Annotated in this window: 12 protein-coding genes and 3 pseudogenes; 8 read left to right on the forward strand and 7 right to left on the reverse strand. The window is 59.8% G+C overall.

Annotated features, from left to right (window positions below):
• The first annotated feature begins 102 nt into the window (after positions 1 to 102).
• Positions 103 to 1875 (forward strand): sensor histidine kinase, encoded by a 1773-nt coding sequence (locus RHM58_RS01825; protein WP_201256398.1) that lies wholly within the window; start codon positions 103 to 105, stop codon positions 1873 to 1875.
• Complete coding sequence (locus tag RHM58_RS01830; protein WP_201256397.1) at positions 1865 to 3256, forward strand: sigma-54-dependent transcriptional regulator; 1392 nt, start codon at positions 1865 to 1867, stop codon at positions 3254 to 3256. The genes RHM58_RS01825 and RHM58_RS01830 overlap by 11 nt, the downstream gene beginning before the upstream one ends.
• 173 nt (positions 3257 to 3429) lie before the next feature.
• Here RHM58_RS01830 and RHM58_RS01835 read toward each other — a convergent pair whose 3' ends face one another.
• A complete protein-coding gene (locus RHM58_RS01835) occupies positions 3430 to 4095 on the reverse strand; it encodes a DsbA family oxidoreductase (RefSeq protein WP_201256396.1) in 666 nt (221 codons plus the stop codon).
• A 474-nt stretch (positions 4096 to 4569) separates the two neighbouring features.
• Here RHM58_RS01835 and RHM58_RS01840 point away from each other — a divergent pair, with 474 nt between their 5' ends.
• The gene (locus RHM58_RS01840; RefSeq protein WP_201256395.1) at positions 4570 to 4929 is read left to right on the forward strand and encodes a DUF6124 family protein; all 360 of its coding nucleotides are present in this window, start codon (positions 4570 to 4572) and stop codon (positions 4927 to 4929) included.
• A 160-nt stretch (positions 4930 to 5089) separates the two neighbouring features.
• Here RHM58_RS01840 and RHM58_RS01845 read toward each other — a convergent pair.
• Positions 5090 to 6110: pseudogene (locus RHM58_RS01845) on the reverse strand (alpha/beta fold hydrolase).
• Positions 6111 to 6428: 318 nt separating this feature from the next.
• Between RHM58_RS01845 and RHM58_RS01850 the strand changes: the two are divergent.
• The 4 genes from RHM58_RS01850 (at position 6429) to RHM58_RS01865 (ending at position 9712) form a co-directional block, all read left to right on the forward strand.
• The gene (locus RHM58_RS01850) at positions 6429 to 7709 is read left to right on the forward strand and encodes a hypothetical protein (RefSeq protein WP_322269523.1); all 1281 of its coding nucleotides are present in this window, start codon (positions 6429 to 6431) and stop codon (positions 7707 to 7709) included.
• Between the two features lie 79 nt (positions 7710 to 7788).
• Entirely contained in the window at positions 7789 to 8577 is a 789-nt protein-coding gene (locus RHM58_RS01855) for a hypothetical protein (RefSeq protein WP_322269524.1), read from the forward strand.
• An 11-nt stretch (positions 8578 to 8588) separates the two neighbouring features.
• A complete protein-coding gene (locus RHM58_RS01860) occupies positions 8589 to 9188 on the forward strand; it encodes a hypothetical protein (protein ID WP_322269526.1) in 600 nt (199 codons plus the stop codon).
• The gene (locus RHM58_RS01865) at positions 9185 to 9712 is read left to right on the forward strand and encodes a hypothetical protein (protein ID WP_322269528.1); all 528 of its coding nucleotides are present in this window, start codon (positions 9185 to 9187) and stop codon (positions 9710 to 9712) included. Before RHM58_RS01860 ends, RHM58_RS01865 begins: the two co-directional genes overlap by 4 nt.
• A 229-nt stretch (positions 9713 to 9941) precedes the next feature.
• On the opposite strand, the pseudogene metE reads toward RHM58_RS01865, so the two are convergent.
• Positions 9942 to 12268, reverse strand: a pseudogene (gene metE, locus RHM58_RS01870) (5-methyltetrahydropteroyltriglutamate--homocysteine S-methyltransferase).
• A gap of 120 nt (positions 12269 to 12388) precedes the next feature.
• On the opposite strand from metE, the gene metR reads away from it, so the two are divergent.
• Positions 12389 to 13306 carry a transcriptional regulator MetR gene (gene metR / locus RHM58_RS01875; RefSeq protein ID WP_123515140.1) on the forward strand — a complete coding sequence of 306 codons (918 nt, stop codon included), beginning with the start codon at positions 12389 to 12391 and terminating at the stop codon, positions 13304 to 13306.
• A gap of 133 nt (positions 13307 to 13439) precedes the next feature.
• Here the strand turns inward: metR and RHM58_RS01880 are convergent, their stop codons facing one another.
• The 4 genes and pseudogenes from RHM58_RS01880 to RHM58_RS01895 form a co-directional block, all read right to left on the reverse strand.
• Positions 13440 to 13937 (reverse strand): GNAT family N-acetyltransferase, encoded by a 498-nt coding sequence (locus tag RHM58_RS01880; RefSeq protein WP_322269529.1) that lies wholly within the window; start codon positions 13935 to 13937, stop codon positions 13440 to 13442.
• A gap of 2 nt (positions 13938 to 13939) precedes the next feature.
• Positions 13940 to 14578: a LysE family translocator gene (locus RHM58_RS01885; protein WP_201206359.1), complete on the reverse strand. Its 639-nt coding sequence runs from the start codon at positions 14576 to 14578 to the stop codon at positions 13940 to 13942.
• Positions 14579 to 14604: 26 nt separating this feature from the next.
• Positions 14605 to 15039: an NUDIX hydrolase gene (locus RHM58_RS01890; RefSeq protein WP_322269530.1), complete on the reverse strand. Its 435-nt coding sequence runs from the start codon at positions 15037 to 15039 to the stop codon at positions 14605 to 14607.
• Between the two features lie 225 nt (positions 15040 to 15264).
• Positions 15265 to 16625 (reverse strand): annotated as a pseudogene (locus tag RHM58_RS01895) (HD domain-containing phosphohydrolase).
• Positions 16626 to 16889 lie beyond the last annotated feature (264 nt).

Below are 16889 nucleotides of genomic sequence, written 5' to 3' on the forward strand. Positions count from 1 at the left end.
CGGCTACTGTATTGACCAAGGCATCACCCAATATCCTGTAGTGAACCTGTTTATCGATTCGAACTGAACCGACCCGCCATGGCTTTCGACAAGCGAAACCCGATGACCAAACACCGACCTGCCAAAGCCCGACCCTTCGCCCTCTCCGGCTGGAGCCTGCAACGCAAACTGGTCCTGGCCTTCTGGCTGGTCAGCGTGATCCCGACCATGATCGCCGCCGAACTTGCGGCCACCACCCTGTCGCAGATCTTCGACAGCAACGTGCGCATCTGGCTGCAAGAATCGACCAAGATCGTCGAGGACGAGATCAGCGAAATCCTGCGGGACAACGCCCGAGTGGCGCAGTTGTTTCTGCGTTACACCCGCCCGCAGATTGATAAGTTTTCGGGGCGCCACAACCGCATGACCACAGACATCGCTGATTCCATGGGCATCGACGCCGTCGCCCTGGTGCGCAGCAGCGACCATGCCGTGGTGTTCAGCACCGCCGCCGATGACATCATCCGGCAGATCAGCACCGCGCCCAAAGCCGTGTTGCAAACCTTGCAAATCGGCGGTGTCGCGACCGGCGCAGTGGTGTCGACCTTCGAGACCGAGCAGAACGGCGTCGCTTACAAACTGGTGATTGCCACCTACCTCGACAACAGCTTCCTGACCAGTGTCTCCGATGTGCACTCGCTGGACTTGCGCCTGTACCTGGCCAAGGGCGACAGCTTTTCGGAGATTTTCTCCAGTCAGCGCTTCGAGGATCACCCGGCGGCCGTGCCGGAAAAAATCGAGCAGATCCTGCGCACCACCAAGCAGCCGACCGAGCAATTCACCAGCCGTTACAGCGGCATCTATCGGCCGATCCTCAACGAAAACGGCGATCTTCAGGGCGTGATTTTCAGTGGTCTGCTGCGCCACACCAGCCTGGTCGGGCTGGTGAATCAGAGCAACCTGTTCATCCTGATCTTCCTGCTCAGCTCAGCCGCTTCCCTGGGCGTTGGCTGGCTGGTTTCGCAACGCCTGACCCAACCGTTGCGCGGTTTGTCCAAAGGCGTGCAAGCGGTGATTGCCGGGGATTATCGCCAACGCTTGTCGGTGACTGGTGGCGATGAACTGGCGGAGTTGAGCAGCACCTTCAACCACATGAGCGAACGCCTCGGCGAATTGCAAAACCTCGAATCGCAGCTGCGCCGCCGCGACCGTCTGCATGCACTGGGCGAAGTCGCCATGGGCCTGGCCCATGAAATCCGTAACCCGCTGGGCATCATCAAGACCGCGACCCAACTGTTGCACCGGCGCGCCGATTTGCCCGAGACCGACAAGCGTCACCTGGAATACGTGGTCAGCGAAGTCAGCCGGATCAACGACCTGATCACCGATTTCCTCGACTTTGCCAAACCCAGCGCGCCGCTGCGTTCGACCGAACCGGCCCGGATGTTGGTCGATGAACTGGTCGGGTTCTGCGCCCCGGAACTGGCCAGCCATCACATTGAGGTGCACATCGACGATCAAGCCCCCGGCGCGACCTTGTACGCCGATGCGCGCCAGCTCAAACAGGCCGGGCTGAACCTGATCGTCAACGCCATCGACGCCATGCCCGACGGCGGCCAACTGACCTTGGGCATTCGTCGTGATGCCACCTTCACCGTGATCAGCGTGGCGGACACCGGCATGGGCATTGAGCCAGACATGCTCGAACGAATTTTCACCCCGTTTGTCACGACCAAGGCCTCCGGCACCGGGCTGGGCCTGGCCAAGGTCTTTTCGATCATGGAAAACCATGACGGGCGCATCGAATGCACCAGCGAAAAAGATGCCGGGGCGACCTTCAGCCTGTACATTCCGGCCCATGGTGAAGACTTCGACGAGGCAAGCGATGACACATAACGTACTGGTGGTCGACGACGAGCCCAAGCTCTGCGACCTGCTGGCATCGGCCCTGAGTCAGAACGAGATCACGGTGTTCACCGCCGGCAACGGCCTGCACGCCCTCAAGGTGCTGGAGGCCGAAGACATCGACCTGGTGATCAGCGACTGGCGCATGCCCGGCATGGACGGCCCGCAATTGCTGGCGGAAATCAAAAACCGCTTTCCGCAGTTGCCGGTGATCGTCATGACCGCCTACAGCACGGTGAAAAATGCCGTGCAGTCGATGCGCAACGGCGCCTTCGACTACATCGCCAAGCCGTTCGACATCGACGAGATGGACATCACCGTCAGCAAAGCCCTGCAATTTCGCGACATCCTTAGAGACAACCAGCGCATGCGCGCCGAACTCGATGAACACCAGCAGATCGACAGTCTGGTGGGCGACAGCCCGAGTTTTCGGCAAGTGCTGCAAGCGATCGATTCGGTGCGTGAAAGCAACGCGACCATCCTGCTGACCGGCGAAAGCGGCACTGGCAAGGAAATGGTCGCCCGGGCGATCCACAAACATGGCAACCGCGCCGACAAACCGTTCGTGGCCGTCAACTGTGCAGCAATCCCCGAAGGCTTGCTGGAAAGCGAAATGTTCGGCCACCGTAAAGGCGCGTTTACCGGCGCGGTAGCGGACCGGGTCGGACGCTTCCAACAAGCGGACAGAGGCACGCTGTTTCTCGATGAAATCGGCGAAATGCCATTGGCCTTGCAGGCGAAAATCCTCCGCGCCTTGCAAGAACGGGTGATCGAGCCGGTGGGCGACCCGCGCGAACGCAAGGTCGATGTGCGAGTGATCGCGGCCACCAACAAAAACCTGCTGGACGCGGTGGCCAACAAGGAGTTTCGCGAAGACTTGTACTACCGCCTCAACGTGTTCCCGATTCCGCTGCCGGCCCTGCGCGATCGGGTCGAAGACATCGCCCCGCTGGCCCGGCATTTCGCCCACATCCTGGGCGCGGCGGCGGGCAAACGCTTTAGCGGGTTCAGCCCGGAAGCGTTGAATGCCATGGCCAATTATTCATGGCCGGGGAATATTCGCGAACTGCAAAACTGCGTTGAGCGGGCAACCATCGTCGCGAGCGGAACGGTGATCGAAGAGGATGACCTGCCGGCGTATCTGTTTGCCTCACGGCCGAGCGATGGCAGCGTCCCGCTGGTTGAAAACAACGGCGTGCCGGCGGATCTGGAAGCGGCCCTGGCAGAAGTCGAGAAGAGCTACATTCTGGCGGCGCTGCAACAGAGCAACGGCGTACAGGCCGCGGCGGCGCAGTTGATCGGGATTTCCGAGCGCAGCTTTTGGTATCGGCTGAAGAAACTGGGGATTCATGTGGACAAAATCGTCCGCTGATAATCGCAAGGCTCCCACCATCCTGTGGCGAGGGAGCTTGCTCCCGCTCGGCTGCGCAGCAGTCGTAAACTCTGCAAATACGGTTTATCTGAAGGACCGTGGCGGATGGTTTTGGGGCTGCTTCGCAGCCCAGCGGGAGCAAGCTCCCTCGCCACAAAAGCCTCTCTCCAGGGTCAGTTCACCTTCCCGCCCTTGGCCTCACTCATGATCTGCCGGATCGCCCCAACAAACGCTTCCACCGGCTGCCCGCCACTGACCGCGTACTGGCCGTTGAACACCACCGTCGGCACCGAACTTACCCCGCGCGATAGCCACAGCTGTTCCTCTTCTTTGACCTCTTTGACGTACTCGTCCGACGCCAGAATCGCCTCGGCCCGCGCCTTGTCCAGCCCGACGCTTTCAGCGATCTGCGCCAATTGGCGAGGATCGGACGGGTTGCCGCCATCGGTGAAATACGCCTTGAACAGCGCCTCTTTCAAATTGAACTGCAACCCTTCCAGCCCCGCCCAATAGAGCAAGCGGTGGGCGTCGAAGGTGTTGTAGATGCGGCTGTTGCCGTCGGTGCGGAAGGCAAACCCGACTTCGGCGCCACGGGCGCGGATCATCTCGCGGTTTTTCTGCGATTGCTCGGCGGTCGAGCCGTATTTTTCGGTGATGTGTTCGGTGATGTTCTGGCCGTCGGGGCCCATGTTCGGGTTCAGCTCGAACGGCTGGAAACGGATCTCGGCCTGCACTTCGTCACCCAATTGGTCCAGCGCCCGGGTCAGGCCGTACAGGCCAACGACGCACCAGGGGCAGGACACGTCGCTGACGAAATCGATTTTCAGGGAGTTACTCATCGCATACCTCGCAGTCTTTGATTGCGCCGCAAAGATCGAACGATACACCCGACAGGTCCGAGCGTGCAGATCCCGTTGTTCACACTGTTCCCCTGTGGGAGGGGATTTGTGTGGTGTTTAAGGGTTTGTTTAAACCGGTTTCCGAAAGTTTCCGGGAGGCTACAGCGCCTTGCGTCGTTGCCTACACGTAAGCCAGAATCCGCCGGCTTGTGCGCCTTGGGGGTCGCCGGTAACTTTGTTCGCATCACTGATTTCCAGTGATCGGGTTTAGTAGCCCGGCTCGATCCCTCTCATACGGTTGCACAAGCGTCGTTCAGTCAGGCTCTCGCCTGCACTTGATGGTAGCTGTGCGCATGGCATCCTCGGATGCGCCGGATTTGAGGTGGGTATCCGGTCTACTAACTTGCGCACAGCTGCCACCCTTCCGTTTAGTAGCGAGACAGGTTGCAGCTCTACTTAGAGGTGTACCCCCTTATGTTCAAAATTACGCCAAATCCACCGGAAACCGATCCGGTCCCGCACGACCCATCGCTCGACGCCAAAAAACTCAAAGAGGCCGCCGACCGCGCCCTTAACTATTACCTCAACCCCGCCGCCCTGAAGACCACACCGCGCAAACCCAGCACCCTCTTCTCCATCTCCGTCGATGCGGACCACGAAACCCTGCTGGCCAGCGCCTGCGAATCCCTGGCCTCGGCCAGTGTGATGATGAGTGATTTCGCAGCGTTGATGGACGGGCCGCAACGCAACACCCTGCTGGGGATTCAACAAGTGGTCATGCTGGGTGAACTGGCGGTGAACCGGATGCTGGATAACGTTGTTCCAGCGACGTAACTGACCGGCAAGGACTCACGGCCACAGAAGATCCAATGTGGGAGCGGGCTTGCTCGCGAAGAGGGAGTGTCAGCCAACATCAATTCAGCTGACACACCGCCTTCGCGAGCAAGCCCGCTCCCACAGGGGACAGCGTCATCCACCAAATATGCGGAGGGTGTTACAACAGATTCGGCGTCTCCACCGGCTCAATCTGCGCCCAATGCGAGGTGTCTTCGCGGTGGGCCTGCAAGTACGGCAACACCGCCGCCAGTAACGGCGCCTTGAACGCTTCCTGGAAACGATGGGCCATGCCCGGAATCAGTTTCAACTGGCTGCCACGGATATGCGCCGCCAGGTGCACGCCGTGCATCACCGGCAACAACGGATCCGCCGTGCCGTGCACCACCAGCGTCGGCACCCGCAATTGATTGAGCAACGCCACCCGGCTCGGCTCCGCGAGGATCGCCATGATCTGGTCGCTTCACGCCTTCGGGGTTGAAGGCCCGGTCGTACGACGCGGCAGCCTGTTGCAGCAGCAGCTTTCGATCATCACTCACGTTTGGGCTGCTAAGCGCCGCGAGCAAATCGGCTTGCTGCTCCAACGCCACCTCGCGATTCGGTGCACTGCGCCGCGACAATAACTGCACCAACGCCGCACTCGGCGCCGGCAAGCCTTCAGCCCCGGAACTGGTCATGATCAGCGTCAGACTCTCGACCCGTTGCGGCGCCATCGCTGCCAGGTGCTGGGCGATCATCCCGCCCATACTCGCGCCCAACACGTGAAATTGCTCGATGTGCAAGGCGTCCATCAGCCCCAGCGCATCTTCAGACATGTCGGTCAGCGTGTACGGCGCCGCCACCGGCAAACCGAGCTTGTAGCGCAACACTTCAAAAGTCAGGTTGGCGTTGGCCGGGGCCTGGCGCCAGGTCGACAGCCCTACGTCGCGGTTGTCGTAGCGAATCACCCGAAAGCCCTGCTGACACAACGCAACCACCACCTCGTCCGGCCAGTGAATCAACTGCCCGCCCAGGCCCATCACCAACAGCAACGCCGGATCGGACGCACGGCCGATGCTCTGGTACGCCAGGCTCACCTGATCCAGATCGACGTGCTCGGTCGGAACATTGACATCGCATCGCGAAGCCGCAAAGGACGGCAGGCCGAACAACAGCGCTGCCAGGAAGAGAAATACACGCATGAAAAACACCGAAACGCAGAACCCCAGTAGAGCGCGAGTCTGATGAAGTTTGTTCAAGCGCGCTGCCACAGTTGCGTGACAGTTTGATGAAGATTGCCGAGTGGTCATGTGCGGTAACTCTATACCCCCTGGGGATGGGCAGTCCGTCTCACATGGACCGTCTGGCGAGGGCCTTCCTGCCCCGCTCTTGCGCAATGACCATTCATCGAAAACCACTCGCTACCTGTTATTTCTGACAGTAGCCAACCCCATCCCTGAAGCATCCAATCAGCCATGCATCCACTGTCATTTATGCGCCCTGCCACCGGAGCCCGGATCATGAGCACTGACTATCGTCGCCAAGAGCATTCGTTCCATATCCCAAAAAAACGCCCGCGCCCGGCGATTGATATTCCGACAGCGCTGCCCTTTGCCGATAGCGCGATCCTGGGCGTCAATCAGGCCATGGTCAAAGCGTCTGGATTGCAGGTCCGCATTGATTCCGACTCGGTCAAACCCGGCGACAGTGTATTGGTGTATATCGACGACCGCCTGGTCCTGGTGCTGCCGGTCAAGGTGGATTACGCGGGCGAACCGATCGTCCAGTACATCCCGGCAAGGCTGATCCCCGAAGGTTTGATCAGCGTGACTTATCGGGTGAATCTTGAGTGGTCTGTGCCGCAGAAGGTGCTGGTCAAAACCCGTTTGCCCGGCGGCATCGATCCGAACCCGGACGCGCCGGGGCATTACCTGTTGGCGGCACCACAGCTCAGCTCGCCCCTCCTGAGCGGCTTGCGGGATGAAACGGTCACGGTTGTCCCTTACGAAAACATGTGCCGTGGCGATGTGGTGACGCTGATATTCGGCAAGTCCGCCATACCCCATACCGTGGAAGCAGATGAAGTCGAAAAGCCTCTGACCTTTACCCTGCTTAAGGACATGTTTGCCGAGAACGGTGATGGCGAAGTCGTTCTGTACTACAGGATTGTTGATGAAGTCGGCAACAGCGCCACGGATCACTCACTGGGCCTCTCAGTCACGATCCAGAGCGACGCCAATGAGTCCGCACCGCCGACCGTGGCGGGCGTTGACGAGCAGAACACCCTCTACCTGAGCCAACTGGGGAGCCAGGCGCTTGATGTCCGTCTCGATACGCAAGACTTTGACCCCGGCGACACGCTGGCGCTTTACTGGTTAGGGCTGGACCGTACAGGCGAGCCACATGTGCTCACCGAAACACAAACCCTCGAGACCCAATCGACGCTTAATTTCAAGATTGCCAACGCCGATATCCAGGTACTTGCCGGCGGCAGCGCCCGGCTTTCCTTTACCCGGACTGACGGCAACGGCGGGACGCAACCATTACCCTCACGGGAAATACTCATCGTGGGTAACACCCGCAGGGTCAGTGAGGCGCAGCATCCGCCAGAAGCCGACACAGTCGGCAGCACACTCAGTGAACCCGAAAGCGGGGTCTTGAGGATCGGCGTGCCGAATATTCAGGGGAGTACCGAGCCTGTGGTCGGGGCGCACTGCGGGGTCTCGATCAGAATATACGATGACCGGGACCCGAATGGAGCCCAGGTCGTCATCGACCCCCTGGTCGGGGGAGCCCCTTGATGTCCTCGACCTCGTTCTCAACGATAACATTGTCGATACCCTCATCGTTGCAGACGGCGAAGAGAATGCTCGGCATCTGATGAAAATCCCCAATCATCAGCTCAACCCGTATGCCGTCAATTTTCTTGTCGCCATCGTCAGTCGGGTCGGCGGAAATGCCGATTTTTCCGAGCCGCCATTGAGTATCTTGTACAACGAAATCCGCCCGGGTAACAAAGACCTCGACACCGAGCCAGGACACTCCGAACTGCAACTGAAATTGCCGCAAGACATCATCGACAATGGCCTGGATGCCGCTCGGGCGTTGCAGGATGTCGAGGTGAGCTTTTGCTACCCCTACTGCCGGGCTTACGACATCATCGAGCTGCGACTGGGGACCTCTACTCTGCACTTCACGGTCTTGCCGAGCGAGGCCCCAGAGTTCGGTGAAAGCACGCCCCTGTGCATTGTGCGCAAATTGATTGCGCAAAACTTCAAGGATGCCGGCGACAGCCCGGAATTTGTGTTCAGTTACACCGTACATGACCAGATCACCAACGGCGCGGACCCGTCCGACCCGTTCTCGGCGCCTATCTTTATCGATGTCGATCTCGCGGGTGTGCGGCGCCCGGCTCCGGTGTTTTTCGACAACTCGAACGACACGGATTCAACCCTTATCGACCTGGAACAGATGGGCAGCGAAGACCTGATCATGCTGGTCAGGGCCGCCGCCCCGCAGTTTGTGATTGGCGACACGATCGACGCCAAATACAGCAGCCCTCCCAGCCCTGACTTCGCGGTGTCAGGGACAGTGACCGGCCAGTTCGGCATCCCCTTGCCGTTGCCACTGCTGGTGCCCAATAACCTGGTCATCTCCGGACGGGGGTGACTGGCAGCTATGTGCAATCCAGAAACGGCGTCTTCATTGCCAACTCGAAAATTGCCACCGCGCGGGTTATTGGCGTCGGCGTACCGGACTTGCCACCGCCCGAGGTGATCGTCGCACCCGGCGGCGTGCTTGAGCCCAAAGACAACCCGCAAGGGGCCAGGGGGCGGGTCAGCGTTCCGGGGTTCCGCCCAGGCGATGAGGTCCAATTGATTGTTCGGGGCGCTCCCGGGGACGGCTCCCCGGCGTTCACTCCGGTGGAACTGGACGACAACGGTCTGGCCGACTTCCCCTTGAGCACCGCCTTTATCAAGGCCAACAGAGGCCGGGTGGTGATCGTGAGTTACCTGTTTATCCGGGGTATCCGGCAGCTGCCATCACGGGAGTTGACGCTCATCGTTCATGACTCGAGTGAAACACCGGAAATCACCAGCGTGACGGCCGGTGGAGCGGTGGTTGGCGATCGGGGATCAACGTATTACCGCACGCTGAGCATCAGCGGTACGGCCGAAGCGGGGGAAGAGGTGGAGGTATTGGATAACGGCGCCCCCTCGGTCGGTTCCCGGTCGATGACAGCGGGATCTGGACGGTCCCGGCACGAACATTCAACGTGACCACTCATACCCTCACGGCACGAACCACCGATGGTAGCGACCTGGTCTCTGGGCCACGAGCGTTCACGGTGCTGGAAGGGCTTGTGCTCGAAATTACAAACTTCGTCAATCCGGCCTACAACGGCTGGCAGCAAGGGCCGGCGGCTCAGCCAAATGACCTGCGTTTCATCTTCCTAGCCCAGTTCAACATCAACCAATACGTACTGTTCAACAACACCAACACCAATAACTCAGCGGGGGTCGTCCTGTACAAGGACTTCAACAATTTGACGCCCGGCAAGACTTACTACTTCACCGTCAATTTCGCACGATTCCCGCAAGACTACGCGGTACCGATAGTGACCTTGAGAACTAACGGCGCCACGAGCCCAAACCTAACCATCAACCATCCCGATGCCCGGTATTACACGCTGAATTTCATCCCGACCAGCCCCAGCGACAGACTGATGATCTCCAATGTTCTGGCCACCGGCACAGGCAATGACTGGATCATTCCCTGGATTCAAATCCAGCGGGTCAACTAAGGCCTCAATTCCCGCTGACCGGAGATCGGTCAACGGGTTTTGAGGGCTCAGTGGCGTGACAGTTTGATGAAGATTGCCAAGTGGTCATTTTTGAGACCGCGTTATCGTTCTTCGCGAGCAAGCCCGCTCCCACATTGGACCTTCAGTGATCACAAATGCTTTGTTCGCAAAAGATCCAATGTGGGAGCGGGCTTGCTCGCGAAGGCGCCAGAGCAGGCGCCGCTGAACCTTACGCCAACTGACTGCGCAACTGCCGCGCCGCCGCCACCATGTTCACCAGCGCCGCCTCGGTCTCCGGCCATGCGCGAGTTTTCAACCCACAATCCGGATTCACCCACAGCCGCTCAGCCGGAATCCGCTTCACCGCTTTGCTCATCAACTTGACCATCTCAGCCGTGTCCGGCACCCGTGGTGAGTGGATGTCATACACGCCCGGGCCGATATCGTTCGGGTAGTCGAACGCTTCGAAGGCCTTGAGCAATTCCATGCCCGAACGCGAGGTTTCGATGGTGATCACGTCGGCGTCCATGGCCGCGATGGACTCGATCACGTCGTTGAATTCGCTGTAGCACATGTGCGTATGAATCTGCGTTTCATCCCGCACACCGCTGGCGCTCAAACGGAACGCTTCCACCGCCCAGTCCAGATATTCCTGCCATTGCGCCCGGCGCAGCGGCAAGCCTTCGCGGAACGCGGCTTCGTCGATCTGGACGATTTTGATGCCGGCGTTTTCCAGATCCACCACTTCATCGCGCAGGGCCAAGGCCAATTGCTGCGCCTGGATTTTGCGCGACACGTCTTCGCGCGGGAACGACCACATCAGCATGGTCACGGGACCGGTGAGCATGCCTTTCATGACTTTGTCGGTCAGGCTCTGCGCATAAGTGATCCAGTCGACCGTCATGGCGGTCGGACGGCTGAGGTCGCCGTAGATAATCGCCGGTTTCACACAGCGCGAACCATAGCTCTGCACCCAACCGAAACGGGTGAACAGGTAGCCGTCGAGGTTGCTCGGCGAAGTACTGCGACCATGTCGTTGCGCTCGGCTTCACCGTGCACCAGCACGTCCAGGCCCAGGCGTTCCTGGACTTGCACCGCGTGGCGGATTTCGCTGTGCATGGCGTCGGTGTAATCGTTGGCCGAGAGCTTGCCTTGCTTGAAGGCTTGGCGAGCGAGACGGATGGAGCCAGTCTGCGGGAACGAGCCGATGGTGGTGGTCGGGAACGCCGGCAATTGCAGGCGTGCGCGCTGCTGTTCGATGCGCTTGGTAAACGGCGAATGGCGTTGGCTGTCTTTGGCGCCGATGGCGGCGATTCGGGCCTGGACTTCGACTTTGTGGATGCGCGGCGACTGGGCACGACTGGCTTGAATCGCACGACTCTCGACCAATGCGGCTTGTACCTTGGGTGATTGCGGATCGTTGAGGGCATCGCGCAGGACGGCGATTTCGCCACACTTCTGCACAGCGAAGGCCAGCCAGGATTTCAGTTCCGGGTCTAGTTTGTCTTCGCGCTCCACGTCCACCGGGCTGTGCAGTAACGAGCAGGAACTGCTGACCCACAGGTTGTCGCCAAAACGCTCTTGCGCCGGTTGCAGTTGCGCGAGCACTTGCTCCAGTTCGCAGCGCCAGATGTTGCGACCGTTGACCAGGCCCACCGACAAAATCTTGTAGGTCGGCAGGCGATCCAGCACTTGGCCAAGTTGATCCGGCGCCCGTACCGCGTCGATGTGCAAACCTTGCACCGGCAGGCTGACGGCCAGGCCGAGATTATCTTCCAGGCCGCTGAAGTAAGTCGCCACGAGTTTTTTCAGCGGCGAATATTGAAGGATGTGATAGGCGCGTTCGAAGGCACTTTTCCAGGCTTGCGGCAGATCGAGGGTCAGGATCGGTTCATCGATCTGCACCCATTCCACGCCTTGTTCAGCGAGGCGGTTGAGGATTTCGTTGTAGACCGGCAACAGGCGTTCCAACAGTTCGAGCTTGTCGAAGTCGTTGCCACCGCCCTTGGATTTGCCTTTGCCCAGCCACAGGTAAGTCAAAGGGCCAATGATGACGGGTTTGACGTTGTGGCCCAGGGCCTTGGCTTCCTCGACTTCGTCGAACAGTTGTTCCCAGCTCAGTTTGAACGGCTGATCCGCGCTGAACTCCGGGACCAGATAGTGGTAGTTGGTGTCGAACCACTTGGTCAGCTCTTGGGCGTATTGCGCTTTGGTGTGGTCGCCGCCGCAGCAGTTAGCCGTGGCGCCACGGGCCATGGCGAACAGGGTGTCGAGGGTCGGCTGGCCGCTGGCACCCAGCGTGCTGTCGAAACGCTCGGGAACCACGCCGAAGGCCAGGGAATGGCTCAGCACCTGGTCGTACCAGGCGAAGTCGCCCACCGGCAGCAGGTCGATGCCGGCGTCTTTCTGCAATTGCCAGTGGGTGGCGCGCAATTGGCGGCCGACGCTTTTCAGCGAGTCCTGATCGAGATCGCCCTTCCAGTAGGATTCGAGGGCTTTTTTGAGTTCGCGGTCAGCGCCGATGCGCGGGAAACCAAGTGTGTGGGCCAGGGCCATGGTGTGTTTCTTCCTGTGAAAGAGGTTGTGAAAACATGGCGCTATTGTCGACAGTCAACCCAACATGAGACAAACTCAACCTTTTCGTGTTCATCACAAGTTTTCCTCATGGAGCCCCCGGTGCTTGAAATCCGTCACCTGAAGACCCTGCACGCCTTGCGCGAAGCCGATAGCCTGGTGGATGCGGCTGATCGCCTGCACCTGACCCAGTCGGCCCTGTCTCACCAGTTCAAGGAACTGGAGGAGCGTATGGGCATGCCGTTGTTCGTGCGCAAGACCAAACCGGTGCGTTTCACCAGCGCCGGTTTGCGCCTGCTGCAACTGGCCGACGCGACCCTGCCGCTGCTGCGTGGCGCCGAGCGCGACATCGCGCGACTGGCCGGCGGCACCGCCGGGCGCCTGCACATGGCGATCGAGTGCCACAGTTGCTTCCAGTGGCTGATGCCGACCATCGACCAGTTCCGCGATGCCTGGCCGGAAGTCGAACTGGACCTGGCCTCGGGCTTCTCCTTCGCCCCGCTGCCGGCCCTGGCCCGTGGCGATCTGGATCTGGTGGTGACCTCCGATCCGCTGGAACTGGCCGGGATCACCTATGTGCCGTTGTTCACCTATGAAGCAATGCTCGCGGTGGCCAATCAGCACCGGTTGGCGAACAAGGCTTATATCGTGCCGGAAGATTTGCTCACGGAAACCTTGATCACTTACCCGGTTGAGCGGGATCGGCTGGACATCTTCACGCGGTTTCTGGAACCGGCGGACGTCGAACCGGCACAGGTCCGGACCTCGGAACTGACGGTGATGATGATGCAACTGGTGGCCAGCGGTCGCGGCGTGTGCGGCATGCCGCATTGGGCGCTGCATGAATACAGCTCACGGGGTTACGTGAAGGCCAAGCGGCTGGGCGAGAAAGGGTTGTTTGCGACGTTGTACGCCGGGATTCGCGCCGACATGCTGGACGCGCCGTATATGCGCGATTTTTTGCTGACGGCAAAGGACACGTCATTCTCGACGCTGGATGGGGTTAGCGCGGTTCGCTAATCGTTATCGACCTGAAATGCGATCAAATATTGGAGCGGGCTTGCTCGCGAAAGCGGTGTGTCAGCCAACATCAATGTTGAATGTTAGACCGCATTCGCGAGCAAGCCCGCTCCCACAGGGGATTGTCGGGGTGTCAGACTTCTCGCCACATATGGATCTTGTCGAAGTACTCCTCGCCCACCCGCACCGCCAACGGTTCTAAACCGTACTGGATGAAGCCGCAGCGTTGATACAACTTGAACGCGGCTTCGTTGCCAGCGGTAACGGTCAACTGGATCAGCCTCAGGCCCGGATGGTTTTGCGCTTCAGCCAACGCCGCCTGCACCAGTTGAAAGCCGAGCCCGCGCTGGCGGACTGTGCCAGACACGTACATGCCAAACAACGTCGCCTTGTGCCGGGCCTTTTCCCGGGGTTCGAAGGCCAGGCCGACGATGCCGGCCAACTGGCTATCCTCGAACGCGCCAAACACCGCGTCGAGTTTGCTGGTCAACCGCGATTCCCACCAGCTCAACGGCATCGTGGCGCGCTCGCGTCCGCTGGAAGTGAACGCTTGCGGATGCAGGTCGTAGGCTTCAAGCATCAACGCCCGATAGTTCAGGGCATGGCTGGCATCCAGTCGTTCGATCCACATGGTCAAGCCGCCTTACGTTGTTCAAACATCAGCCGCACGGCCAGTGCCGACAGCACAAACCCCATGAAATAACGCTGCACCGCGAGCCAGGTCGGGTTCTTGACGAACCACGAGGCGATCCCGGCGGCGAACAATGCAATCAGCAGGTTCACGCAGAAACTCACGCTGATCTGGGTCAGGCCAAGAATAATGCTTTGGGTAAACACCGAGCCATGTTCCGGGCTGATGAACTGCGGGAACACCGACAGGTAAAACACCGCGATCTTCGGATTCAGGGCGCTGGTGAGAAAGCCCATGGTGATCAGTTTGCGCGACGAATCCGGCGGCAATTGCTGGGCCTCGAACGGCGAGCGAGCACCGGGCTTAACTGCCTGCCAGGCCAGCCACACCAGATATAGGGCGCCGGCCCATTTCAGTACTTCATAGGCCATTGGCACGGCCAGAAACACCGCGGTCAAACCGGCCGCGGCAGCGAACAAATGCACGAAGAACCCCGCCACCACGCCAAGCAATGAGGTGACGCCGGCCTTGCGCCCCTGGCAGATCGAACGGGAGATCAGGTAGATCATGTTCGGCCCCGGCGTCAGGACCATCAGCAATGCAGCGGCGGCGAAAATCAGCAAGTCTTGGAGCGGGATCATGGGGCAGCCCTTTGGTCCTGTTTTGATCAGGCGATCGTGGTCAACGAGGCTCGATAAAACGGCAGGATCACGTCCCGTGTCAATGGCGCCAGCGTAAGGTTGCCGTCGGTAGCCGGATCGATCCAGCGTACCTCTTCGATCTCTGCCGCCGGCGAGACGTCTGAATCGATGCGTAGCAAGAACAACTCGGCCTGCACGACAAAACCCGGCTCGTTGGCGGCCGGTGCCGAAAACTGTCCCAGATAGGTGGCCTGCGCCGGGTCGACGACCAGGCCCAACTCTTCTTCCAGCTCCCGGGCCAGGGCGTGGGCCGGTTGCTCATGGGCTTCGATCTGGCCGCCCGGCTGCATGAACGCCTCGGTGTCGCGTTTGCGCACAAGCAACGTGCGGCCATCGGAACCGATCAACAGGGCCGCAGCGATACGGATGATGCGGGGCGAGGCAGCGACTGAAAGGGTCATGGATGGGGGTTGGCCTTGGTTAAAAGGCGCAAGAATAACCTGTGATGAGGGAGATTACCTGTGGCGAGGGGGCTTGCCTGTGGCGAGGGAGCTTGCTCCCGCTGGGCTGCGAAGCGGCCCTGAAAAGCTGGGGACTGCTGCGCAGTCCAGCGGGAGCAAGCTCCCTCGCCACAACAGCCGTCTGGCCACAGGTTCATTGTCGGGCATTACAGCAATGCCTCGCGTCTACGAAATAGCGCGCTCCAACAGGGCTTCGACTTCCTCCGGCACTTTTACGAAGACGCTGTATTTGGCGCCTTCCATGGTTTCGAAGGCGATCAATTTGTCCACCAGCGGTGCATTCAGCACCTTGCCGGCATTGAGCAGCAACATGCCGTTGTCGGCGTTGAGGTTGCGCGCCAGGATCATCCCCGCCGCCAGATCCCGCGTATTCAGCACTTTGACCGAAGGGTCGGCTAACGTCACATCGCTCAGGTACGCGGCGCAGACGTGGATGAAATCCTCCACCAGTTCGGGATCGTAGAGACGCCCGGTATAGCTGCGGATATACACCAGCGCTTCGTCGCTGTTCATCTGCCGTTCAAGGATCAACCCGCGCTGCAATTCAATGAAATCCACCGCCAGTTTCAATAACCGCGAACCGAACGGAATCGCCTCCCCTTGAGTCGGTCAGGGAACCCGCTGCCGTCCCAGCGCTCCTGGTGGTGCAGGATCAGACGGGCGGCATCCTTCATCGGGTCGAGGGTCATCAGCAGCGACTCGCTCTGCTTCGGGTACTCGCGATAACGGTCGCGGTCAATGTGATGGAGCATGTCCGACGGCGTGATCATCATGCTGTCGGTCCAGCTCAGCTTGCCGATGTTGTAGAGCGCGGCAGCCATGGTGAGGTCGCGGCTGGTGCCTTCGTCCAGCCCATGGAGTTTGCAGTACACCCGCACCAGTTCGATGATCTGGCGGTTGGTCTGCTTGGCCGGCGGCAGGCGCAAGTTAGCCAGCAGCGAGAACACCTCGGTGCCCGTGACATAGCTGTGTTTGAGCTCTTCATAGGCCAGGTCGAGCATGTCGGCGGTCTGTTGCAACTCGCAAGTGCGCGCCGCGACATGTTTTTCCAGGGTGGAATTGAGGGTTTTCAACTGATCGTTCTGTTGCCGGGTCAGTTGCACCAGGCGCACACGTTCGCGCTCGGAATGCTGATGGTCCAGGGCCTGGCGCAGGGTCAGGAGCATTTCCTCGTCGTTCCAGGGCTTGCTGATGTAGCGGTGAATCTGCCCGTCATTAATGGCCTTGATGATCGTCGGCAGGTCCGCGTAACCCGTGAGCAAGATACGCGTAGTCGTCGGGTAAATCTGATGGATGTGCGCCAGCAAGGTGGCGCCATCCATGTTGGGCATGCGCGCATCGGTCATCACCAGATTGATGCTGTGTTGCGCCATGATCTCCAGCGCCTGGGCACCGCTGGTGGCCAGCAGCACCTCGTAGGGTTGGCCGCGCAACAGCCGACGCAGGCTGTTGAGGATTGATTCTTCGTCGTCGACCAGCAACACCTTGGGTTTATCGGTCAAATTCGTAGGGAGTTGCTCTTCCATGGCGTCACCTCGAGTGAAACAGGGCCTTGCGTTATGTCAGGCGGCGACAAACATCCACTCTTGCCGGAGCCTGACCTACAGGCTAGATGATTTTCAGGAACTCTCGGTATTTCATTTCCCTGATACACACAAGCGAACTCCGGGTAAGGGGACTATGCTCAGCGAACTCGGATCCACAAATCTGTAACCGTTCGGCCAGGTGATCAGGGAAAGGATGCCCCTATGAACAGACCGTTTCGAACCGCTGTCGGCCCAGGCGTCTCC

The organism is Pseudomonas sp. 10S4, from assembly GCF_034344865.1.
Classification (GTDB): Bacteria; Pseudomonadota; Gammaproteobacteria; order Pseudomonadales; family Pseudomonadaceae; genus Aquipseudomonas.